We start from the raw sequence: 21374 nt of genomic DNA on the forward strand, positions 1-21374 counted from the left end.
GTCTGCAATTGTCTTCCTAAGACCGCTTGGCCTCCGACTTCCCCCTCAATCCCCCTCCCCTCACTCATACCTCCGCGCCTCCCTCACCCCCGTAGCCTCGGCCACTGCGTCGGCCAGGGGGTTGGTGTCGTCGGCGGTGAGGCCGGAGACGGTGATGCGGATGCCTTGTGGGGACTGCATGCGGAAGCGGGCGCCGGGGGCGACGGCCCAGCCGGAGTGCACGAGCAGGGCCACCGCGGCGGTTTCGTCCGGGACCGGTACCCAGACGTTCATTCCGCTGCGGCCGCGCGCCGGCACTCCGCGTTCCGCGAGGGCGCTTATCAGGGCGTCGCGTCGCTCTCCGTAAGCGCCCGCGACTGCCTTGGGGTCGATCGCGGACGTTCGCCAGAGGTGGACGACCGCGTGTTGGATCAGGTGGCTGACCCAGCCCGGCCCGAGGCGTTGCCGGCCGCGGACGCGGTCGATGGTGACGGAGTCGCCGGTGAGTGCCGCGAGGCGCAGGTCGGGCCCGTAGGCCTTGGCCGTGGAACGGACGAGCACCCAGTGGTCGGTGACGCCGGAGAGCGGGTGCAGTGGCAGGTCGACTATGCCGTGACCGTGGTCGTCCTCGATGAGGAGCGCTGCGGGGTGTCGGGCCAGCAGGGCGCGGAGTTCGGCGGCGCGGGGGGCGCTGATCGCGGCGCCGGTGGGGTTCTGTGCGCGGTCGGTGACGACGACCGCGCGCACTCCGCCGTCGAGCGCAGCCGCCAGGCGTTCGGGGATCGGTCCGTCGTCGTCCACGCCGACGGGTACGGGGCGCAGTCCGAGGGCGGGGATGAGGTCGAGCAGGCTGCCCCAGCCGGGGTCCTCGACCGCCACGGAGTCTCCGGGCCGTAGGTGTGCGGCGAGGACGCGCTCGATGGCGTCGAGCGATCCGCTGGCGACGGCGATGGGGCCTTCCGGTACGCCGTCGCGGGTGAAGGCCGCGCGGGCGAGCGCTTCGAGGTCGTCGTCGACGGCGGGCATGCCGTAGAGGACGGGGCGTCGGGTGTTGCGCGCAGCGGCCTCGACCAGCGCCTGCTCCAGCGGGGGCAGCAGGGCGGGGTCGGGGTTGCCGTCGGCGACGTTCCGTACGCCGGCTGGTGCGACTGCTCGCAGTGCCTCGCGTGGGGTGGTGGCGGGCCGGGGTCGGACGCGGCTGCCGCGTCGACCTGCCGTTTCGATCACTCCGCGGTCGCGCAGCGTGCGGTACGCGGCTGCGACCGTGTTGGGGTTCACCTCCAAATAGATCGCCAACTCCCTGAGCGGGGGCAGCACTTCGCCTGGTTGGAGGTCGCCCGCACCGATGGCTCTCTCCACACTTGCGGCAATCTCCGATGCGCGCCGCCCTTCGATCCGATACTCTCCTAGCACAAAGTTGATTATGTACTAGTGCAATGGAGTTCGCAATGGCTGAGGGAAAGTCGTTCGCCGCGACGGAGCGCACGGTGCCCACCCGGGCCCGGGAGCGCGCCAGCTATGACGAGGCGACGGTGCACGCGATCCTCGACGAGGGCTACGTCTGCCACCTCGGCTTCGTGCGCGACGGCGCCCCGGTCGTCCTGCCGACGCTCTACGGCCGGGTCGGCGACCGTCTCTACGTGCACGGCTCGACCGGTTCCCGCCCGCTGCGGATGGCCGGTGGGCGGAGCACGGACCCCGGCCTCGCGGTCTGCGTCACGGTGACCCACGTCGACGGCCTGGTCCTCGCCAAGTCCGCGTTCCACCACTCCATCAACTACCGCAGCGTCGTCGTCCACGGCACCGCCCACCAGGTGACCGACGAGGAAGAGAAGAAGTCCGCCCTGGACGCCCTCGTCGACCACGTCCTGCCCGGGCGCGCCGCGGACTCCCGACCCGCCAACACCAAGGAGCTGGCCGCCACCGCCGTGCTCCGCCTCGATCTGCGCGAGGTGTCCGCGAAGATCCGCACCGGCGGCCCCAACGACGAGCCCGAGGACCTCGCCCTCCCCCACTGGAGCGGCGTCCTGCCCGTGGCCGCCGCGTACGGTGCCCCGATACCGGCCGACGACCTCGCCCCCGGCATCGCCGCGCCGGGCTACCTCTCCGCCCGCTGAGGAGCGCCGATGCTCATCCACCCTTGGGACGCACCCACCGACGACGTCGAGTGGCAGGAGTGGCTCGCCGCCCACGACTTCGGGCAGCTGGCGGTCAACGGTGCCGCCGGTGAGCCCCCGTGGGTGCAGCCGCTGCACTTCGCCTACGACCCCGTACGCCGCGAGGCGATCACCCACCTCGCCCGCCCCAACCCTCTGTGGTCGGCACTGGAGGACCGCCCGACGGTGCTGCTGAGCGTGGTCGACGACTACACCTTCATCCCCGGCCCGTGGCAGGCGGCCGAGGAGCAGCCGCCCGAGCACGGCGTGCCCACCAGCTTCTACGCCGCGGTCCAGCTCGTCTGCACGGCACACGTGGTGGACGATCCGGAGGCCAAGGCCGCGTTGCTCCAGCGCCAGACGACGCACTTCCAGCCCGACGGCGGCTCGGCCCCGGTCGTGGCGGGCGCGGCCCCGTACGGGCGGCAGTTGTCCGGCATCCGTGGGCTGCGCCTCGAGGTGCGGGACGTGCGTGCCAAGTTCAAGTACGGCGGCAAGCGGTCCCCGTCGGTGCAGCACCGCATCGCGGAGCGGCTCGCCGAGCGGGGCGGGCCCGGTGACGCCGCGGCGCGCCGGCACCAGCAACGCCGGCTGGCGGCGGGCGGCGGCGCCCCGTCGCCCGCCGAACAGGGAACGACCGGACAGAACACCTAGCCCTGTCCGACGGGGCCACAAGCCGGGGAGGATTCCGACACCGGCCGCCGGCCCCGACGGTTCAGCCCCCGGCCCCCGCCGACGCCCGCTGGCCCGCCACCGCCCGCTCGACCTCCTCCGTCACCAGGTCGAGGTTGAGGGCGATGGCGGCGGCCGCGCCCATTCCGGCGGCCGTCACCACCTGCGCCCGCGGGTCGACCACGTTGCCCGCGGCCCACACGCCGGGCACGTCGGTCCGGCCCGCGGCGTCGGTGACCACCCAGCCGGCTGCGTCGCGGGCGCAGCCCAGTGCGGTGAGCAGGGCGTCGTGCGGCACCATCCGGGGCTGCGCGAAGACCGCGGTGCGCGGCACGACGCGTCCGTCGGCCAGTTCGACCCCGCGCAGCCGGTCGTCCTCGGTCACCAGGCGAGTGACGGTGCCCCCGACGATCCGCACGCCGCGTGCCGCGAGCCGCTCGCGTTCGTCGTCGGTCGGTTCGCCGTGGTGCGGGAACAGGACGACGTCGGGCGACCACTGCCGCAGCAGGAGCGCCTGATGGACCGCGCCGGGGCCGGTGCCGAGCACGCCGAGCGGCTGGTCGCGGACCTCGTAGCCGTGGCAGTAGGGGCAGTGCAGCAGGTCCCGGCCCCAGCGTTCCCGTAGGCCGGGGAGATCGGGGAGTTCGTCGCGCAGGCCGGTGGCCACCAGGACGCGGCGGGCGCGGAGTTCGGGCCCGCCGGCGAGGCGTACGCCGAGGGCCGGGGTGATCTCGTCGACCCGGCCGGTGAGCAGTTCGGCTCCGTAGGTGGCGAGTTCGGCGCGGCCGACTTCCAGGAGGGCGGTCGGTGGCATGCCGTCCCGGGAGAGGAAGCCGTGCATCCGGTCGGCCGGTGCGTTGCGGGGCGCGCCGCCGTCGATCACCGTCACGCGGCGCCGGGCGCGGGCCAGGACCAGGGCCGCGTTCAGTCCGGCCGCGCCGGCTCCCACGACCACGACGTCCCGTTCCGTGTCGCGGCCCGGGTGGTCGGCGTGTTGTGCGGGGGCACCGTGCGCGGGGTGCGCCGCCCCGTTGGCGGGGTCGTTGTTCGTCTCGCTCATCGCGATCACCTCCGCCCGCAGGTTGCGTGCCGCGTCGCACGAACAGCAATCTTTGTTGCCGAAACCGGGAACGACGCGGTGCAATGGGGGTGTGGAGAACTCAGCTGCCATTTCCCAGGCCCTCGCCGAGGTCGGTCCGCGTCTGAAGCGGTTGCGGACGGAGCAGGGCGTCACGTTGTCCGCGTTGGCGGAGGCCACCGGGATTTCCAAGAGCACCTTGTCCCGTCTGGAGTCCGGGCAGCGCCGTCCGAGTCTGGAGTTGTTGCTGCCGATCGCGCAGGCGCACCAGGTGCCGTTGGACGAGCTGGTCGGGGCCCCCGAGGTGGGGGATCCGCGGGTCCGGCTCAAGCCGCGGCACCTGCACGGCGCCACGGTGCTGCCGCTGACCCGTCACCCGGGTCCACTACAGACCTTCAAGATGGTGCTTCCGGCGGACCGGAGCACGCCAGATCCCTGTACGCACGAGGGGTACGAGTGGCTGTACGTGCTGGCGGGGCGGCTGCGGCTGGTGTTGGCCGACCGTGATCTGGTCATGGGGGCGGGCGAGGCGGCGGAGTTCGACACCCGGTTGCCGCACTGGTTCGGGAGTACGGGCGAGGGCCCGGTGGAGGTGCTCAGCCTCTTCGGTCGGCAGGGGGAGCGCATGCACGTGCGGGCCAAGCCCCGCTCACGCGACGAGGACGCCGACGAGCGCTGATCCGACGGACACCGGACCCGCCCTCGGGGGTGGCGCCGTTACGCCCGTGGCGGGTGTACGTCGAGCGGTGGGGCCTTCAGGAAGCGCTGGAGGATCAGGCGGAGGACGGGGAGTTGTGCGGCCGGGCGGAACGCCGGATCGGTGGCCGCGCTGGTGTAGAGCGAGGCGATCAGGGCGAGCACCCAGGTGGCGGCGTCGTGCGGATCGAGTGCGGGGTCGATCTGGCCGGCGGCGGCGGCCTTGGCGAGCAGGGTCGCGACGGCGGTGTGCTCCTGGGCGTTGTCCCGGCCGAGCAGCGCGTCGAGTTCGGGGTCGCGGTGGGCCTGTACGACGGCTTCCATGACCAGTGGCGGGGCGACCGGGTTCATCGCGTCGGCGGTGAGGAGTTCCACGACCTCCAGGAGCGCGGCCCAGGGGTCGTCGCTCGCCTGGGCCCGGGCGAGCCGCTCGGCCTTACTCTCCCCGGAGTCCGCGCCGTCCTCCTCGAAGATCGCGTGGAAGATGGCGCGCTTGTTGGGGAAGTAGTGGAAGAGGTTGCCGGAGCTCATGCCGGCCGCCTTGCAGATCTCGGCCGTGGTGGTGCGCTCGAAGCCCTTGGCGGCGAAGAGTTGGGCCGCGGCGTGCAGGATGTACTGACGCCGGGCCCGGTGCTTGGCCGGGTCGACCTTCCTCATGCCGCTGTCGCCTCTCTCCCGTGACGCGCGCGTCCGAATTGCTGCGCGCGGTGGCCCGTCGCCGTCGCTCGGGCGCCCCAACCGGCCACGCCCGCAATAATAGACCGCGTACTCGGTTTATTATTGCGGAGCACGGTCCACGTTCCGCACAGGGGGATCCGCTCATGGACATCGAGAAGCCGCAGCCCACCGGGCGCCCCGAGGGCCCCGAGGGCCCCGGCCCGCAGACCGGGCAGCCGACCCCGCCCACGGTCCTCGCCGACTCGCCCGCGCTCGTCGTCACCGTCTGCGTGGCGTTCGCGGCGGCCGGCACCGGCCTCGGGTGGCTGGTGCGCCTGCTGGCGAAGTGGCTGGTGACGTTGGACCACGCGCCCTGGCAGGGCCCGGCCAGGCTGTTGACCGCGATCCCGGAGCCCTGGCTGACGATCGGCCTGCTGACGGTGGGCGCGGCGCTGGGCCTGGGGGTGGCGCTCTTCGGACAGCACGACGAACTCGCCGTCACGGTCGCCGACGACGAGGTGGTCCTCACCCGGCGGGCGAAGCCGGTGGCGTTCCCGCGTACGACGGTCCACCTGGCGTTCCGGGACCGCAAGGAGTTGGTCCTGCTCGGTGCGGACTCCGCCGAACTCGCGCGGGAGGGCTGCACCCTGGACGCCGAGCGCCTGGCCGGGGCCTTCCGCGCGCACGGCTACGCCTGGGCGGACGGCGATCCGCACGAGGACGAGTTCCGGCGCTGGGTCCCCCACACCCCGAACCTGCCGGTCGGCGCGAACGCCCTGTTCACCGCGCGCGAGCGGGCCCTCGGCAAGTCGGAAACGGCCGACGACGCCCGCGAACTCCGGGCCGAACTGGCCCGGTTGGGCGTCGTCGTCCGCGACAAGGACAAGCGGCAGTTCTGGCGGCTGGTCCCGCAGGACCAGCCGACCCGCGACTAGCCGACCCGGCGACCGCGCCCCCGCGCCTCGCTCACCGCAAGCGCCGCGACGGCCGTGAGGAGCACGGCCGTGCCGGCCGCCGTCGCCGTGGTGAGCCGCTCGCCGAGGAACAGCACCGCGATGGCCGCCGCCGAGACCGGTTCGATCAGGGAGATCACGGAGGCGGTCGCGGCCCGGACGGCGGCCAACCCGGCGAAGTACAGGCCGTAGGCGAGGGCTGTCGGGACGGCGGCGATGTAGCCGAGCAGGACCAGGCTCCGGCCCAGGTCGTGCAGGTGCGGCCACAGGCCCTCGACCGCCGCGAGCGGCAGCAGGCACAGCGCCCCGACCGCGAACGCGCTGAGCGTCGAGGCGTACGGGTCGCTGCCGCCGCCCCGGCCGAAGCGGCGGGTGGCGAGGGTCATCACCGCGCAGGCGGCCGCGGAGAGCAGGGCGTAGCCGACGCCGAGCGGGCGGACGGCTGCGGCGCCGGCACCGCCGAGGACGAGGATCAGTAGACCGCCGAGCGCCCCGCCGACGGCCAGCACCCCGCCGGCGCCGAGCCGTTCGCCCATGGTGAGGCGCGCCCCGATGGCGATGAGGACGGGGCCGGCTCCCATGGTGATGACGGTGCCGACGGCCAGGCCGGTGGTTTCGACGGCGGCGAAGTAGGCGGCCTGGAAGACGGCGAGGGCGATGCCGGTGACCGCGACCCGCACCGCGCGGCGGCGCAGCGGTTCCACCGGCAGTCGGCCGGCCTCGGCGGCGCGGGTGCGGCGCCGGCGCACCGCACGTACGGCGAGCAGGAGCAGCAGGCCGCCGAAGGTGCGCCAGAAGGTGAGGGCGAGGGGGCCGAGTCCGCTGCCCCGGTAGAGGAGGGCGGCGGCCGCGCCGGCGGTGCCCCAGGCGGTGGCGGCGAGCGAGACGTAGGCGAGTCCGCGGCCCACGGGCAGGGCGGCGTGGGGTGTGCTGTGCATGGGAGGTGTGCTCCGGGAAATCCAGGACGGCGCGGTGCGCCGTGGTGTGGTCGCGTGGTCCCGTGTGCGGGCAGCGTCGACCGGCTCGGGACGTTGCCCGGGCCGGGATTTCCTGGGTGGCCGCCGCCCGCCTTACGCGGCGGGAGGGGGCAGCACGGTCGAATGCACGATCGTCAGCTTATGTGGCGGCGGAACCGGTCGACAAGCCGTCCTCGGCGGGGGCCGCGGCGTCGTCGGTCCGCGGCCGGTCGCGGGTCTCCTGGGCGTCCGCGGGGGGCGTTCCGCCGCTGGCCACGGTGCGGGAGCCGGCCTTCCCCGGGTCGTCGTTGTGCGGTTTGGCCGACTGGGCGACGAACGCGCCGATCAGGACGACCGCGCCGCCGGCGATCTGCGGCGCAGAGAGGTGTTCGCCGAGCAGGACCCAGGCGAGCACCGTGGCGATCACCGCTTCCAGGCAGGCGACGACCCCGGCGACCTGGGGGGAGAGCCGTCGGATCGACACCACGCCGGTGAGGTAGGCGGTGACGGTGGCGACCAGCACGATCCAGGCCAGGAGCAGCAGGGCCGGCACTTCGGTGCCGTTCATGTCGGCGGTGCCGCCCAGGACCGACCAGCGCATGTTCCAGGGGCGGGCGATCACGGTGAGGACGGCCGTGCCGATCAGCAGTCCGTAGGCGATGACGCCCAGGGGGTCCGGTGCCGTGCCGTCGGCGTCGTCGCCGCCGTGGTCGGAGAGGACGAAGTAGCCGACCTGGCAGCAGGCCGCGGCGAGCGCGAGGGCGAGCCCGACGGCGTCGAAGGTGAGGCCGCTCCACACCTCGACGACGCAGGCGAGGCCGCCGACGGCCAGCACGACGCCGACGGCGGCGGCGCGGGTGACGGGGCGCTTCTGCACGAAGCGCACCCAGCCCAGGACGAGGGCGGGGGCGAGGTATTCGATGAGCAGCGCGACGCCCACCGGGATGCGGGAGAGCGCCGCGAAGTAGCAGGCCTGGACGCCGGCGACGGCCAGCAGTCCGAAGCCGGCGAGCAGTGCGGGCCGGCGGCGCGGCAGGTCCCGGTGGCGCCAGGCGACCGGAAGCATGACCAGCGCGGCGCCGGTGACGCGCAGCCAGGTCACGTGCAGCGGTTCGAGGCCGGCGGTTATCAGGGGTTTGGCCGCGACTCCGGAGCCGCCGAAGGCCAGCGCGGAGAGCAGCGCGAGCCCGAGACCGGCACCGCGTCCGGTGCGGCGACCGCCGGCCGGGCCGGGAGTAGCCGACTGCTGGGTCCCGCTGGCTCCGGGCGTTCCCTGGCCCGGGCCGGTCGTGTGAGCCGCCGGGCTCCCCGATGAGGCGTGCATCGGGTCATCATGACAGTCACCGTCAGCAGCGTCACCTCCTAAAACTCCTGTCTCACCAGGCGATACGCGGCCGGGGCGGGACGCTGCGCGGCGGCCCGGTCAGGCGGGTCCCGGGCGCTGGTCGCCGTCGAGTCGGGCGGCGAGGCGGGCGGTGTCGACGGAGGCGCGGCGCAGGACCTCGACGGCCCGGGATTCGGGGTCGTCGACCAGTGCGGCGAGCAGGTCGAGGCAGTCGGCGCGGGTGGCGTAGCGGGCGTGCGCGCGGTCGAGGGCGCCGTCCATCGCGGCGGCCGCGGCGGGCGACCAACCGGGGACGCCGCCCTCGGCGACCACGGGGACCGCCCCGGAGTCCTCGACGGTGCCGTGCCACTGGAGGCCGTAGCCGATGCTGCGTTGGACGAGGTAGCCGAGGAGTCGGGCGATCTGGTGGCCGCCGTCGAAGACCTCGCGGACCGCGGGGTCCCACTCCAGCAGTCCGTGCAGCAGGTGCGCGGTGTCGACCTGGCGGTCGCCGTCGCGGGTGGCCCGCCTGCGGGCAGCGGAAACGACCGACGCCAGCTCCACGGTGAGCTGACTGTCGGGGTCTTCCTGGGCGGAGCGTTCCCCGCCGCCGAACGCAGTACGGTTTTGCACAGCCCCACCCCACCAGTCCTGTAAGGCCGGAGCATCCCCGGCGGGAAGCATTTGCACATCCCACCCTGGTTGGGGAGGCCGCCACACGATCTCATCCTTACGGAGGATATGCGGAGGGATCGTGAAGGTCTGGCATCCCGCCACAAACGGCCGCACCCCCGTTTGCCCGACCCGGCATCGACAGGTCCGCGACGGCAACCGGTGAGCACCGTCCGCCCGTCCCTTCCCAACAGAACCCACCCGCCGTCACACCCGACCCGTCCGCCCCCTCCATCACACTCCCGGCCGGACCCTCCCGGACCCACCCCGCACCCGGTACCGCCATGGTCCGCCCCGTCCGCGGCGAAGGAACCCGATGACCGACCGTCCACTGCTCTTCCTCGACGTCGACGGCGTCCTCAATCCGGTGCGGCTCGGGCCGGGCTTCGCCGCGCACGACCTGGGCCGGACCGGCTGTTGATACCGGTGCATCCGGCACGGGGGCTACGCCGGCACCACGTGGACCGGCTGCCGGCCTGCCCGCCGCGGCCGGCCACCACCCGGAAGTGACGCTCCATCAGCAAAGCCGGGGCGTCGCTCTTGAACCTTCGCCCCCCTGCCGCTACGTTCCGCGCACCAGCCAGGACACCGTCACCGAAGGGTGCTCACATGGCCGATGTCACCGCCCAGGCCCGGATCGAGGCACCGGCCGAGAAGGTCTGGGACCACCTCACCGACTTCGACTCCTACGGACAGTGGAACGCCACCCACACCGCCTTCCCGCACCCCTTGCGCGCGGGCGCGACCTACGAGGAGAACATGAAGCTCATGGGCTTCCCCGCGGAGGTGAGCTGGACCGTCGAGGAGCTTGAACCGGGCCGGCTGCTCGCCGTCCAGGGCAAGGGCCCGATGGGCGTCCACCTCGCGATGCGCTACCAACTGACCCCCGACGACGGGGCCACCACGGTCCGGATCGACGGGACCTTCACCGGCGCCGCGGTCTCCTTGATGGCGGCCAAGCTGAAGGACTCGGCGAGCACCGCGCTGGAGGAGTCCCTGCGCAAGCTCGCCGGCCTGGTGACCTGAAGCCTCCGGGGCGGCGGCACCCCTCGGCGCCGCCGCCCCGACCGGCCGCCTCAGTCCTCCTCGGCGAGGATCAGGTACAGCTCCTTGCGGGCCTTGTTGACCACCGCCATGGCCTTCTCCCGCTGCTCGGGACTGCCGGTGGCCCACACCTGGCGGAACGCCTCGACCAGGCCGCCGCCCGCCTTCCGTATTTCGTTCATGGCCTCCCAGTCGACGCCGCGGCCGGCGTCCTCCCAGGGGGCGTCGGAACCGCCGTCGGCCTCGGCGCGACCGGCTTCGGTTAGCGAGAACAGCTTCTTGCCGCCCTCGCTGGAGCTGACGATCAGCCCCTCGTCCTCCAGCAGTTGGAGGGTCGGGTAGACCGAACCCGGGCTGGGCTTCCACGCCCCGCCGCTGCGCTCGGCGATCTCCTGGATCATCTCGTACCCGTGCATCGGGCGGTCCTTGAGCAGCGCCAGTATCGAGGCGCGCACATCGCCGCGCCGGGCCCGGCCACGCGGCCCGCCGCGCCCCCGACCACCTCCGAAGGGCGGCCCCCCGAACGGCGGGCCGAATCCGCCGAAGGCCGCCCGCCGCCGCTCGAAGCCGCCGCCGAAGTCGCCTCGGCCGCCGTGCCGACCGGGGCCGCCGTGCTCGTGACGGTGCTCGGGGCCGTACTCGTATCCCTGGGAACGCATGGTGACTCTCCTCATCGACGGTGCATCACGCACGTACTATCGCCCGCAATCGTTGACCGATCGCGATGCGTCAACGATATATCGGAAGCGTTCGCCGAACAAGAGCCCGCTCGCGCTTTCCGGGGCCAGTTCCCGAAGATTGGCCGTGGCCTGCGGCTTTGCGTCGCACCTACGCTCCGGCCATGAGGATCCGCATCATCGACGCCTTCTCCGAGCGCCCGTTCGCCGGCAACCCCGCGGGGGTCGTCCTGCTCGACTCCGCCGCGTTCCCCGAGGACGCCTGGCTCCAGCACGTGGCCGCCGAGGTCAACCTCTCCGAAACCGCCTTCGCCCACCCGCTGCCCCCGGGCGGCGACGCCGACTGGGCGCTGCGCTGGCTCACCCCCGCCACCGAGGTCGACATGTGCGGGCACGCCACCCTGGCCACCGCACACGTCCTGCACACCACGGGCACGGCCACCGGCACGGTGCGCTTCCGCACCCGCAGCGGCGTACTGATCACCACGGCGGACGACGACGGCTCGATCACCATGGACTTCCCGACCGCCCCGCTGACCCCCACGGACGTGCCGGACACCGTCGCCCGGGCGCTCGGCGTCGAGATCCGCTCGGCCCACGACACCGGCCCGCACGTCGGCGACCTCCTGGTCGAGCTGGCCGACGAGAAGGCCGTCCGGGACCTCGCGCCGGACTTCGCCCTGCTCGCCGGGCACGGCGGTCGCGGCGTGATCGCCACCGCCCGCGCCGAAGACCCCGCCGGCGGCTACGACTTCGTCTCCCGCGGCTTCTTCCCCGCCGTCGGCATCGCCGAGGACCCGGTGACCGGCAGCGCGCACACCGCGCTCGCCCCCTTCTGGTCGGCGCGCCTGGGCCGTGCCGACCTGGTCGGCCGCCAGGGCGGCGCGCGGACCGGCAGCGTGCGGACCGTGCTGCGCGGCGACCGCACCCTGTTGACCGGCTCGGCGGTGACCGTCATCGACGGCGAACTGCTCACCGCCCCCTGACGCCGCCCCCGAAACGGTGCGGGGCGGGGGCCACCAGGCCACCCGCCCCGCACCGTCGCCCGCCGGGTCTCACCCGGTGGGCAACCACGGCACCCGTCCCGCGAGCAGGGCGTAGCCCAGGAACGCGACGACGTCGATGAGGGCGTGCGCGGCGACCAACGGGCCCACCCGCCCCCAGCGCCGGTACACCAGGGCGAAGACCAGGCCCATCACCATGTTGCCGAAGAACCCGCCGACGCCCTGGTAGAGGTGGTACGAACCGCGCAGCACCGAACTGGCCGCCACCGCGGCCCAGGGGGCCCACCCCAGCTGCCCGAGTCTGCGCAGCAGGTAGCCGACGACGATGACCTCCTCCAGCACGGCGTTCTGCACCGCGGAGGCGATCAGCACCGGGACCTTCCACCACACCTCGGGCAGCGCCTCGGGCACCACCGTCAGGTTGAAGCCGGCCGCCCGCGCGCCCAGATAGAGCAACAGGCCGCTGCCCCCGATGAGCGCCGCCAGGGCCGTGCCCACCCCCAGGTCGAAGCCGGGGCGCCGCCGGTCGAAGCCGATCGCGCGCAGCCCGCCGGCCCGTTCCCGCAGCAACAGGTGCGCCACCAACACCACCGGCACCAGTGCGGTAGCGATCCCGAACAGCTGCCAGGCAAGGTCCAACCAGGGCCGTCCCGGGGCGTGCGAGGCGTTGAGCGTCGCCGCCTGGTGCTTGAGGCCGCCGGGTCTGGTCAGCGAACCGACGAAGCTGATCAGCGCGGAGACCGCGCTGGCGCCCAGGGAGAGCGCCAGGACGATCAGCGTCTCGTTGCGCAGCACCCTCCGGGCGGGTTCCCCCACCGCCGCCGGCAACGGTCCGGAGCCGTTCCCCGCGCCCGGAACGTCCCCGTCCGCCACGGGACTTGTATCCGACTGCAAAGGTTCCTCCACTTCCTCAATACCGCCTCTTCACCGCCATCGCACCGCTAGGGTCTCGAAAGCAGGTACGAAGATCGCTCGCGACAGGCCGGGGACGGGCGCCCTCCGCACGGGGTGTTTCCGTCCGCATCGATCCCGATGGAGGTCCGGGGCTCCGGAACTCCGAGCATCAGGAGAGGCGCTACCGCAATGGGACGTCACAGCTTGCCCGACGACTTGGCGCCACCGAGCACGGGGTCCCCCCGCCCGCGCGTCCGACGCCGGACGCTCGCCCTCGCCACCACCGCCGTCGTCGCGGCCGCCGCCGGTTCCGTCGTGGCGGTGAGCAACGGACTGCTCCCCTTCGGCACGTCGTGCGGCGGCGACGCCGTCCACCTGGCCGTGATCGCCTCGCCCGACATCGCCCCCGCCCTGGAGGCGGTCGCGGACCAGGCCCGCAAGGACGCGGTCCGCACCGACGGCAAGTGCCTGGACGTCAAGATCAACGCACAGCCCTCGTCCGAAGTGGCCGACTCGCTCGCCCAACGGCCCGCCAAGGCGGAGTTCCAGGTGTGGGTGCCGGACTCCGACCTGTGGGTGGACCGGGTCACCGACGAGCGGGGCTCGGCACTGACGTCCGTCGGCACCCTCGCCTCCACCCCCCTCGCCCTGGGCACGATCCGCAGCGCCGCCAAGACCCTCGGTTGGCCGGGCAAGACCTACTCCTGGACGACGTTGACCCGCACCGCGACCAGCGGCGGCGACCTGCGCCTGGGCGTCGCCGACCCGGCCCGCAGCGCCACCGGACTGCTCGCCCTGGCCCGCATCAACGCCGCCAACCGCAAGGAAGCCGACAGCGCCGACGACGCCGCCACCCGGACCGCCGCCGCGGCCAAGGTCCTCTACGAACGGGTCGCCGACGGCGACGACCAGGTGCTGGCCACGCTGCCGCGCAACGACTCCGGCGCCGAACTCGGCAATCCGCGCCGCAACCAGGCGGTGCTCCTCTCCGAACAGGCCGCCTACGCGCACAACACCCGCGCGGACGGCGGCCCACCCCTCGACCTCTTCTACCCGACGGACGGCACCGCCCGGCTCACCTACCCCTACACGCTCGTCGACGAGGACGCCCTGACCGCCGACCAGAGCCGCGCCGCCAACCGCTTCATGACCCTGCTGGACGACACCCCGGGGCAGCGGACCCTGCACGACCACGGCTTCCGGCCGGACAACGGCACCGCCGACCCGAAGCTGACCGGCACCGCCGGCGGCCGCGCGCCCCAGCCGTACTCCGCCGCCCCCGCCGACCTGCCGACGGCCAAGGACCTCCAGGCACTGCTGGGCATGTGGACCATCACCGTGCAGAGCGCCCGGATCACCACCGTCGTGGACGCCTCGCCCTCGATGGCCGAGGCGGTCCCGGGGCAGGGCGGCCGGTCCCGCATGGACCTGGCGAAGAGCTCCCTGCTCCAGGCGCTGTCCACGTTCACGCCCGAGGACGAGATCGGGCTGTGGAAGTTCGCCACCCACCTGGACGGCGACCGGGACTACGTGGAGCTGTCACCGACAGACAGGCTCGGGGACCGCGGCGCGAACGGCGGCACGCACCGCGACGAACTCGCCGCCGCCTTCAGCTCACTGGCCCCCGTCCCGCGGAGCGCCACCGGCCTCTACGACACCACCCTGGCCGCCTACCAGCGCGCGAGCGCGACGTACACGAGCGGGAAGTTCAACACGTTGGTGCTCGTCACCGACGGTGCCAACGACGACATCGGCAGCATCGGCCTGGACTCCCTGGTCGCCGACCTGAAGCGCCTGGCCGACCCCAAGCGGCCGGTGCCGCTGGTCGCCGTCGCGATCGGCCCGCAGGCCGACCTGGCCGCGCTGAACCGCATCGTGGCCCCCACCGGCGGCTCCGCGCACCAGGTCGACGACCCGTCGCAGATCCACGAGGTGATCCTCAAGGCCATCATGGCGGCCGGCAGCCACGGCCCCCGCTAGACACCGCACCACCACAGCACGCCCACCGCACCAGCCACGCACGTCACACGGGGGAATGCCGCCGACCGGCCGTGCGGCGGGCTACGACACGCTGCCCGTCCGCCGCTGCGCCGGCACCACGGTCCCGCCGACCGGCCAGGCCACCGGCCAGGTGTGCACCGGCTCCCCGGTGTGCATCAACTCGCCGTAGCGCCGGGTCATCGCGGCCAGCGCGGCCTCCCGCGACAGTCCGTGCCGCACCGCGTGGCGGAACGCCGCCGCCTGCCAGGACGCCCCGTTGGTCCGCCGCGCGCAGCGGGCCTCGATGATGCCCAGGTAGTGATCGCGGTCGGCGGGCTCGACGCCCCAGGCGTCCAGCCCGGCGGCCGCCAGCGGCAGCAGCTCGTGCTGGACCAGGCGCACGGCCGGGACCTCGGCGAGGCCGCCGGCGCGACCGGACCGGGGCCAGCGCAGCGTGGCGTCGATGCCGTGGCGGCAGGCCGTGTCGAAGTTGGCGGCCGCGGCACTGAACGGGAGCCGGGTCCACACGGGCCGCGGCTGCTCGGCCAGGGAGCGCACCAGGCCGTAGTAGAAGGCGGTGTTGGCCATGACGTCGGCGACGGTGGGGCCGGCCGGGAGCACCCGGTTCTCGACGCGGAGGTGCGGGACGCCGTCGGCGACCGCGTAGACGGGACGGTTCCAGCGGTAGATCGTGCCGTTGTGCAACACCAGTTCGGCGAGGTCGGGCACCCCGCCCTCGTCGAGGACGCGCAGCGGCTCCTGCGGTCCGCAGACCAGGAGCAGCGGCGGGAAGAACCGCAGGTTCTCCTCGAACAGGTCGTAGGCGGAGTCCACCCACCGCTCGCCGAACCACGTCCGCGGACGCACCCCCTGCGCCTGGAGTTCGGGCGCGCGGGTGTCGGTGGCCTGTTGGAAGACCGGCGGCCTCGACTCGCGCCACAGCTCCCGCCCGAACAGGAACGGCGAGTTGGCGCCGACGGCTATCTGGACGGCGGCGATCGCCTGGGCCGCGTTCCAGACCGCGGCGAACCGACCGGGCGTCACCTGGAGGTGCAGTTGGACGGAGGTGCAGGCGGCTTCGGGGGCGATCGAGGGGGAACGGGTGACCAGGCGCTCGACGCCCTGGATGTCGATCGCGAAGTCCTCGCCGCGGGCCGCCCGCATCTGGTCGTTGAGCAGGACGTAGCGGTCGTTCGCGGAGAGGCTGGCGACGGTGAGGTCGTCGGCGTGCAGGGTCGGCAGGATGCCGATCATGACGATACGGGCGGCCACTTCTCGGGCTTTCCGCTCCGCGTAGCCGAGTCCGGTGCGGAGTTCTTCGGCGAGCTGGTCCAGCACACGGCCGGACAGCCGGTGCGGGGTGATGTTGACCTCGAGATTGCACTGGGCCAGCTCGGTCTGGAAATCGCCACTGGCGATCCTTTCCAGGACCTGCGAGTTCAACATGCGGGGCAGCCCGTCGGCACCCGCGAGATTGAGTTCGATCTCCAGACCCATGAGATTCTTGGGTCGGTCGAAGCGCTTCTCCGCCAGGAGTCGCTGCAATCCCTCCAGGCAGTCGTGCAGCTTTCTTCGGTAATGCTCCCGGTCCGCCAACTCGATCCCGTCCGCGGCGACCTTCTCCCCCATCGGCGGGTCCCTCCTAGAGTGAACGGCTCGCGACCACGGGCTGTGCGGCGCCGCCCCGGCACCCCGGGCACGGGCTACGGTCGATGATGCCCCGGCAATCTGATCGATAACGCCCCAAGGGCCGGCCGGTACCGTTACCCTCGTGGAGAACGGGCGCGGGGCATTTTCCAATGGCATATCTCGCCGGCCAGCACCGTCCGCAATTCGCTCGTAAAAAACACCGACGGGTTCCGGCCTACCACTCCGTCGAAGAATTACGAGGTGGCTCCGCTCGCTTCCCGCACAAAGCGGCGGAAATCGCCCGGGACACCGGTCCGGATTCCGCCTTGCCGGAAATTCGCAAGGCGGGTAGCCGAAACACTTCCAGAACACCTGTCGTATAAACTTCGCAGACGAGGCAGAGATTTGGCGCCCGGCATGGCGGTGTCCCCCACGGCATTCCGGCACCGCGGCCGGCCCGCAGGTCCGCGGCTTTGGTCAACCAGGCTCTGACCCGCCCGCAGACAGCGCCGTCCGCACTGCCACGCTCCACCGTGTCTCCTAAGTGAGAGGCGACCCGCCATGCCGCTGCACGTTCCTCCCGCCCCTGCGCCCGCCCTGCGCAGCGTCCTCACCGCCCTCGGCTCGCCCACCGCCGTCCGCGAGTCACCGGCGGCCGCACTCCGCACCCACCAGGGGCCGCTGAGTCCCGATCACCCGCTGCCGGTGCACGTCTGGGACGACGTCAGCCAGGCCGGCCCGCCGCGCACCCGCCTCGCCGGCTGGCGCTTCCTGGTCCGCGGCGGAGAACGCGCCGTGGCCGCCGCCGAGGCCCGGCTCACCGCGGACGGCTGGACGTTCTCGCACTTCTGCGACGGCCCCTACGTGGCCGCCACGGAACGGGCCCTGCAGCAGGCCGAGTCGCTCGCCGCGCCGTACCAGCCGCGCCTGCTGTCGGTGCCCGAGCTGTACATGCTGACGCTGTGGCTGCACCACGACGTGGCCGCGGACGGCGCCGACGGGATGCCGGCCACCGGTGACCTGCTGGTGCCGTTGGCCCCCGCCCCGCCCGGGATCGCCTCCCACCTCCCGCAGCGGATCGCCGACCTGCTGCCCCGCCTCACCCGCCGCCTGGGCCCGACGCCGCTGCTGCGCGAACCCGCCTGAGGACGGGCCCACCGCCCGCGCGCCCGCCCTGCACCGATGCGCCCCGTGGCCTCCCCGGCCGCGGGGCGCGCCGCGTCGTCCGCCCCCGTGCGCCGGCGGCGCGTCAACCCCCGGGGTCACGGGCTCACTTGGGAGCAACCGCCCGCACGGGTGACGCGTCACTATCGAGTGTGTACCGCTGCTGCGAAATCCCTGCGGAATCCCATCCGTGGGGCAAGACTGGGACCGACAGGAAACGGGGGAGCGGCCATGACCACCTCGTCGAGCCGCACGACGTTCACCACTCCGCAGCGAAAGACGACTTCCATGTGTCAGCATCAACCGCCATGCCCGTCAGCCGAATCCACCGACCGGGAGGCCGCGCACCTGGTGGCGCACCACCCGGAGCAGGGCTGGAGCCTGCTGTGCAACGGCGTCCTGCTCTTCGAGGACACCGGTGAGCTGCTGCCGGACGGGCAGGTCATCGCTCCGACCCGGGTCACCGCCGCCGCCTGATCCGGCGGCCACCCGGCACGTACACCAGGGCCCCCGGCGCATCCGCCGAGGGCCCTTGATGTTGCCACCGCGCACCGGTGGCCGGTGTGCTCAGGCGTCGTACTCGTCCAGCGGCGGGCACGAGCAGACCAGGTTGCGGTCGCCGAACGCACCGTCGATCCGACGCACCGGCGGCCAGTACTTCTCCGCGGCGACGACCCCGGCCGGGAAGACGGCCTCCGCGCGGTCGTACGGGTGGGACCACGCGCCACCGAGCGCGGCCGCGGTGTGCGGGGCGTTGCGCAGCGGGTTGTCGTCCTTGTCCCACTCCCCCGAGCCGACCTTGTCGATCTCGGCGCGGATGGCGATCATCGCGTCGCAGAACCGGTCCAGCTCGGCGAGGTCCTCGCTCTCGGTCGGCTCGATCATCAGCGTGCCGGCCACGGGGAAGGACATCGTCGGCGCGTGGAAGCCGTAGTCGATGAGCCGCTTGGCGACGTCGTCAATGCTCACGCCGGTCGCCTTGGTCAGCGGCCGGACGTCGATGATGCACTCGTGGGCCACCAGGCCGCCAGGGCCGGTGTAGAGCACCGGGAAGTGCGGCTCCAGCCGCTTGGCCACGTAGTTGGCGCTGAGCACCGCGACCTGGGTGGCGCGCTTGAGTCCCTCGCCGCCCATCAGGCGGACGTAGGCCCACGAGATCGGCAGGATGCCGGCCGAGCCCCAGGGGGCGGCGGAGATCGGACCGACGCCGGTCTCCGGGCCCGCGGTGGGCTGCAACGGGTGGTTGGGCAGGTAGGGCGCCAGGTGGGCGCGGACGGCGACCGGGCCGACGCCGGGGCCACCGCCACCGTGCGGGATGCAGAACGTCTTGTGCAGGTTCAGGTGCGAGACGTCGCCGCCGAACTTCCCCGGCTCGGCGAGGCCGACCAGGGCGTTGAGGTTGGCGCCGTCCACGTAGACCTGACCGCCGGCCTCGTGCACCGCCGCGCAGATCTGGGTGATGTGCTCCTCGAACACGCCGTGCGTCGACGGGTAGGTGACCATCAGGACGGCCAGTTCGTCCCGGTGCTTCTCGATCTTGGCGTGCAGGTCGTCGGTGTCGACCTCGCCGTCCGCACCGGTCTTGACGACGACGACCTTCATGCCGGCCATCACGGCGCTGGCGGCGTTGGTGCCGTGCGCCGAGGACGGGATCAGGCACACGGTGCGCTGCGCGTCCCCGTTGGCCCGGTGGTACGCGCGGACGGCGAGCAGGCCGGCCAGCTCGCCCTGGGAACCGGCGTTGGGCTGGATGGACACCTTGTCGTAGCCGGTGACCGCGGCGAGCCGCTCCTCCAACTCGCGGATGAGCGTGCGGTAGCCCTCGGCCTGCTCCGCCGGCGCGAAGGGGTGCAGCTGGCCGAACTCGGGCCAGGTGACCGGCTCCATCTCAGCGGTGGCGTTCAGCTTCATCGTGCAGGAGCCGAGCGGGATCATGCCGCGGTCCAGCGCGTAGTCCTTGTCGGCGAGGGTGCGCAGGTAGCGCAGCATCGCGGTCTCGGAGCGGTGCTGGTGGAAGACCGGGTGGCCGAGGTAGTCGTCGGTGCGCAGCAGCGACTGCGGCAGGGCGTCGTCGGCGGCCGCGTCCAGCGCCTCGACGTCCCCCGGGACCCCGAACGCGCCCCAGACGCCGGCCAGCTGGGCGCGCCCGGTGGTCTCGTCGCAGGCGATGCCGACGAGGTCCGCGTCGACCTGGCGGAGGTTGATGCCGGCCTCGCGGGCGGCGGCGACGACCTCGGCGGCCCGGCCGGGCACCCGGGCGGTCAGGGTGTCGAAGTACGCGTCGTGGAGGAGTTCGACGCCGCCGGCGGTCAGCCCCGCGGCCAGGACCGCGGCGTACCGGTGGGTGCGCCGGGCGATGGTCCGCAGCCCCTCGGGGCCGTGGTAGACGGCGTACATCCCGGCCATGACGGCGAGCAGCACCTGCGCGGTGCAGATGTTGCTGGTGGCCTTCTCCCGGCGGATGTGCTGCTCGCGGGTCTGGAGCGCCAGGCGGTAGGCGCGGTTGCCGTCGGCGTCGACGGAGACGCCCACCAGACGACCGGGCAGGCTGCGGGCGTACTGCTCGCGGACGGCCATGAAGCCGGCGTGCGGGCCACCGAAGCCCATCGGGACGCCGAAGCGCTGGCTGGTGCCCACCGCGATGTCCGCACCGAGCTCACCGGGCGGGGTGAGCAGCGTCAGCGCCAGCAGGTCGGCGGCGACGGTGACGATCGCACCCAGCTCGTGCGCCCGCTCGATGAGCGCCCGGGGGTCACGCACCGCGCCGGACGCGCCCGGGTACTGGAGGAGCACGCCGAAGACGCCGCGCTCGGCGATCTCGTCCGGGATGCCGGCGGCGAGGTCGGCGACCACGACCTCCACACCGGTCGGTTCGGCGCGGGTCCGGATCACGGCGACGGTCTGCGGCAGACAGTCCGCGTCGATCAGGAAGACGCCCTGCTTGACCTTGCCGACGCGGCGGGAGAGCGCCATCGCCTCGGCGGCGGCGGTGCCCTCGTCCAGGAGGGACGCACCGGAGGTGGGCAGTCCGGTCAGGTCGGCGACCACGGTCTGGAAGTTCAGCAGGGCCTCCAGGCGGCCCTGCGAGATCTCCGGCTGGTACGGCGTGTAGGCGGTGTACCAGGCCGGGTTCTCCATGACGTTGCGCAGGATCACCGGCGGGGTGAAGGTGCCGTGGTAGCCGAGTCCGATCATGGACGACAGGACTTGGTTGCGGTCGGCGAGCGCGCGCAGCTCCGCCAGCACCTCGGCCTCGGTGCGGGCCTGCGGCAGGCCGAGCGCCTCGGCGCTCTTGATCACCTCGGGGACGGCGGTGGCGGTCAGCTCGTCGAGCGACCCGAAGCCGACCTGCGCGAGCATCTTGGCCTGCGCCTCGTCGTCGGGCCCGATGTGCCGGCGCTCGAACGGAGTGCCCTGCTCCAGCTCGGTCAGGGAGATGCGGTGGGTGGTCATCTGCGGGGGCCTCCTGGTCAGCACGACCTACGTGGGGCACCACGGCGCTGGTGCCCGGACGGCCTCCCCCTCTGTCATCTCAACCTGAGAGCTTCACCGGCCCGCGGGCTGCGGTCCGGCTTTCACCGTCGGTGAGGAGGGGTTCCGGCATGGTGCCTGTCCGTGGCCCGCCCTGCTTTCCAGAGTGACCTCGTCCATGCGGTACGTGTGCCTGAGAGATTCCGGGGAGGATTTGCTCCTTCGGCGCCCTGGTCGCGAACGACAAGGACTCTCCCGCATGGGGTCGACGGCCATTCGCCAGCCTACCAGCGCACTACTGGAACGATCCTTCGAGTGGCCGAGGCATGAAATGTGCCGTTTCGTAGTTGTCACAAGGCAGTTGCGAC

The 21374-nt window shown here is 73.0% G+C and carries 19 protein-coding genes and 1 riboswitch; of the genes, 9 read left to right on the forward strand and 10 right to left on the reverse strand.

The window, feature by feature from the left end; translation table 11 throughout:
• Positions 1 to 60 precede the first annotated feature (60 nt).
• The gene (locus ABD385_RS38365) at positions 61 to 1392 is read right to left on the reverse strand and encodes an aminotransferase class I/II-fold pyridoxal phosphate-dependent enzyme (RefSeq protein ID WP_344584542.1); all 1332 of its coding nucleotides are present in this window, start codon (positions 1390 to 1392) and stop codon (positions 61 to 63) included.
• Between the two features lie 35 nt (positions 1393 to 1427).
• Here ABD385_RS38365 and ABD385_RS38370 point away from each other — a divergent pair, with 35 nt between their 5' ends.
• On the forward strand, positions 1428 to 2096 hold the full coding sequence (locus tag ABD385_RS38370) for a pyridoxamine 5'-phosphate oxidase family protein (RefSeq protein WP_344584544.1): 669 nt from the start codon (positions 1428 to 1430) through the stop codon (positions 2094 to 2096).
• A 9-nt stretch (positions 2097 to 2105) separates the two neighbouring features.
• Positions 2106 to 2789: an FMN-binding negative transcriptional regulator gene (locus tag ABD385_RS38375; protein WP_344584545.1), complete on the forward strand. Its 684-nt coding sequence runs from the start codon at positions 2106 to 2108 to the stop codon at positions 2787 to 2789.
• 61 nt (positions 2790 to 2850) lie between these two features.
• On the opposite strand, the gene ABD385_RS38380 is transcribed toward ABD385_RS38375, so the two are convergent.
• Positions 2851 to 3867, reverse strand: a complete 1017-nt coding sequence (locus ABD385_RS38380; protein ID WP_344584547.1) for an NAD(P)/FAD-dependent oxidoreductase — start codon at positions 3865 to 3867, stop codon at positions 2851 to 2853.
• A 91-nt stretch (positions 3868 to 3958) separates the two neighbouring features.
• On the opposite strand from ABD385_RS38380, the gene ABD385_RS38385 reads away from it, so the two are divergent.
• Positions 3959 to 4564 (forward strand): helix-turn-helix domain-containing protein, encoded by a 606-nt coding sequence (locus tag ABD385_RS38385; protein ID WP_344584549.1) that lies wholly within the window; start codon positions 3959 to 3961, stop codon positions 4562 to 4564.
• Positions 4565 to 4602: 38 nt separating this feature from the next.
• Here the strand turns inward: ABD385_RS38385 and ABD385_RS38390 are convergent, their stop codons facing one another.
• Positions 4603 to 5238: a TetR/AcrR family transcriptional regulator gene (locus tag ABD385_RS38390; protein ID WP_344584550.1), complete on the reverse strand. Its 636-nt coding sequence runs from the start codon at positions 5236 to 5238 to the stop codon at positions 4603 to 4605.
• A gap of 164 nt (positions 5239 to 5402) precedes the next feature.
• Between ABD385_RS38390 and ABD385_RS38395 the strand changes: the two genes are divergently transcribed.
• Entirely contained in the window at positions 5403 to 6173 is a 771-nt protein-coding gene (locus ABD385_RS38395; protein WP_344584552.1) for a YqeB family protein, read from the forward strand.
• Here ABD385_RS38395 and ABD385_RS38400 read toward each other — a convergent pair.
• The 3 genes from ABD385_RS38400 to ABD385_RS38410 all read right to left on the reverse strand — a co-directional run bounded on the left by ABD385_RS38400 (position 6170) and on the right by ABD385_RS38410 (position 9104).
• Positions 6170 to 7129, reverse strand: a complete 960-nt coding sequence (locus ABD385_RS38400) for a DMT family transporter (protein ID WP_344584554.1) — start codon at positions 7127 to 7129, stop codon at positions 6170 to 6172. The two genes, ABD385_RS38395 and ABD385_RS38400, sit on opposite strands and share 4 nt — an antisense overlap.
• Before the next feature lie 178 nt (positions 7130 to 7307).
• A complete protein-coding gene (locus tag ABD385_RS38405) occupies positions 7308 to 8471 on the reverse strand; it encodes an EamA family transporter (protein ID WP_344584556.1) in 1164 nt (387 codons plus the stop codon).
• 99 nt (positions 8472 to 8570) lie between these two features.
• Positions 8571 to 9104: a Clp protease N-terminal domain-containing protein gene (locus ABD385_RS38410; protein ID WP_344584558.1), complete on the reverse strand. Its 534-nt coding sequence runs from the start codon at positions 9102 to 9104 to the stop codon at positions 8571 to 8573.
• 648 nt (positions 9105 to 9752) lie between these two features.
• Here ABD385_RS38410 and ABD385_RS38415 point away from each other — a divergent pair.
• Positions 9753 to 10169: a type II toxin-antitoxin system Rv0910 family toxin gene (locus ABD385_RS38415; protein ID WP_344584560.1), complete on the forward strand. Its 417-nt coding sequence runs from the start codon at positions 9753 to 9755 to the stop codon at positions 10167 to 10169.
• A gap of 50 nt (positions 10170 to 10219) precedes the next feature.
• On the opposite strand, the gene ABD385_RS38420 is transcribed toward ABD385_RS38415, so the two are convergent.
• Complete coding sequence (locus tag ABD385_RS38420; protein ID WP_020929644.1) at positions 10220 to 10846, reverse strand: PadR family transcriptional regulator; 627 nt, start codon at positions 10844 to 10846, stop codon at positions 10220 to 10222.
• Between the two features lie 182 nt (positions 10847 to 11028).
• Here ABD385_RS38420 and ABD385_RS38425 point away from each other — a divergent pair, with 182 nt between their 5' ends.
• Positions 11029 to 11850, forward strand: coding sequence for a PhzF family phenazine biosynthesis protein (locus ABD385_RS38425; RefSeq protein WP_344584561.1), 822 nt, complete (start codon positions 11029 to 11031; stop codon positions 11848 to 11850).
• A 69-nt stretch (positions 11851 to 11919) separates the two neighbouring features.
• Here the strand turns inward: ABD385_RS38425 and ABD385_RS38430 are convergent, their stop codons facing one another.
• The gene (locus ABD385_RS38430; RefSeq protein ID WP_425585581.1) at positions 11920 to 12696 is read right to left on the reverse strand and encodes a CPBP family intramembrane glutamic endopeptidase; all 777 of its coding nucleotides are present in this window, start codon (positions 12694 to 12696) and stop codon (positions 11920 to 11922) included.
• A gap of 255 nt (positions 12697 to 12951) precedes the next feature.
• Here ABD385_RS38430 and ABD385_RS38435 point away from each other — a divergent pair, with 255 nt between their 5' ends.
• Complete coding sequence (locus ABD385_RS38435; protein ID WP_344584563.1) at positions 12952 to 14742, forward strand: substrate-binding and VWA domain-containing protein; 1791 nt, start codon at positions 12952 to 12954, stop codon at positions 14740 to 14742.
• 81 nt (positions 14743 to 14823) lie between these two features.
• On the opposite strand, the gene ABD385_RS38440 is transcribed toward ABD385_RS38435, so the two are convergent.
• Positions 14824 to 16371 (reverse strand): glutamate-cysteine ligase family protein, encoded by a 1548-nt coding sequence (locus tag ABD385_RS38440; protein ID WP_344584565.1) that lies wholly within the window; start codon positions 16369 to 16371, stop codon positions 14824 to 14826.
• A gap of 561 nt (positions 16372 to 16932) precedes the next feature.
• Here ABD385_RS38440 and ABD385_RS38445 point away from each other — a divergent pair.
• Entirely contained in the window at positions 16933 to 17517 is a 585-nt protein-coding gene (locus ABD385_RS38445; RefSeq protein WP_344584566.1) for a hypothetical protein, read from the forward strand.
• 306 nt (positions 17518 to 17823) lie between these two features.
• Positions 17824 to 18012 carry a DUF5999 family protein gene (locus ABD385_RS38450; protein ID WP_016571414.1) on the forward strand — a complete coding sequence of 63 codons (189 nt, stop codon included), beginning with the start codon at positions 17824 to 17826 and terminating at the stop codon, positions 18010 to 18012.
• A 90-nt stretch (positions 18013 to 18102) separates the two neighbouring features.
• Here the strand turns inward: ABD385_RS38450 and gcvP are convergent, their stop codons facing one another.
• A complete protein-coding gene (gcvP, locus tag ABD385_RS38455) occupies positions 18103 to 20988 on the reverse strand; it encodes an aminomethyl-transferring glycine dehydrogenase (protein ID WP_344584567.1) in 2886 nt (961 codons plus the stop codon).
• Between the two features lie 189 nt (positions 20989 to 21177).
• Positions 21178 to 21274: riboswitch (glycine riboswitch) on the reverse strand.
• Positions 21275 to 21374: the final 100 nt, after the last annotated feature.

Origin of the sequence: Streptomyces lunalinharesii (assembly GCF_039532155.1) — a bacterium.
GTDB lineage: Bacteria > Actinomycetota > Actinomycetes > Streptomycetales > Streptomycetaceae > Streptomyces > Streptomyces lunalinharesii.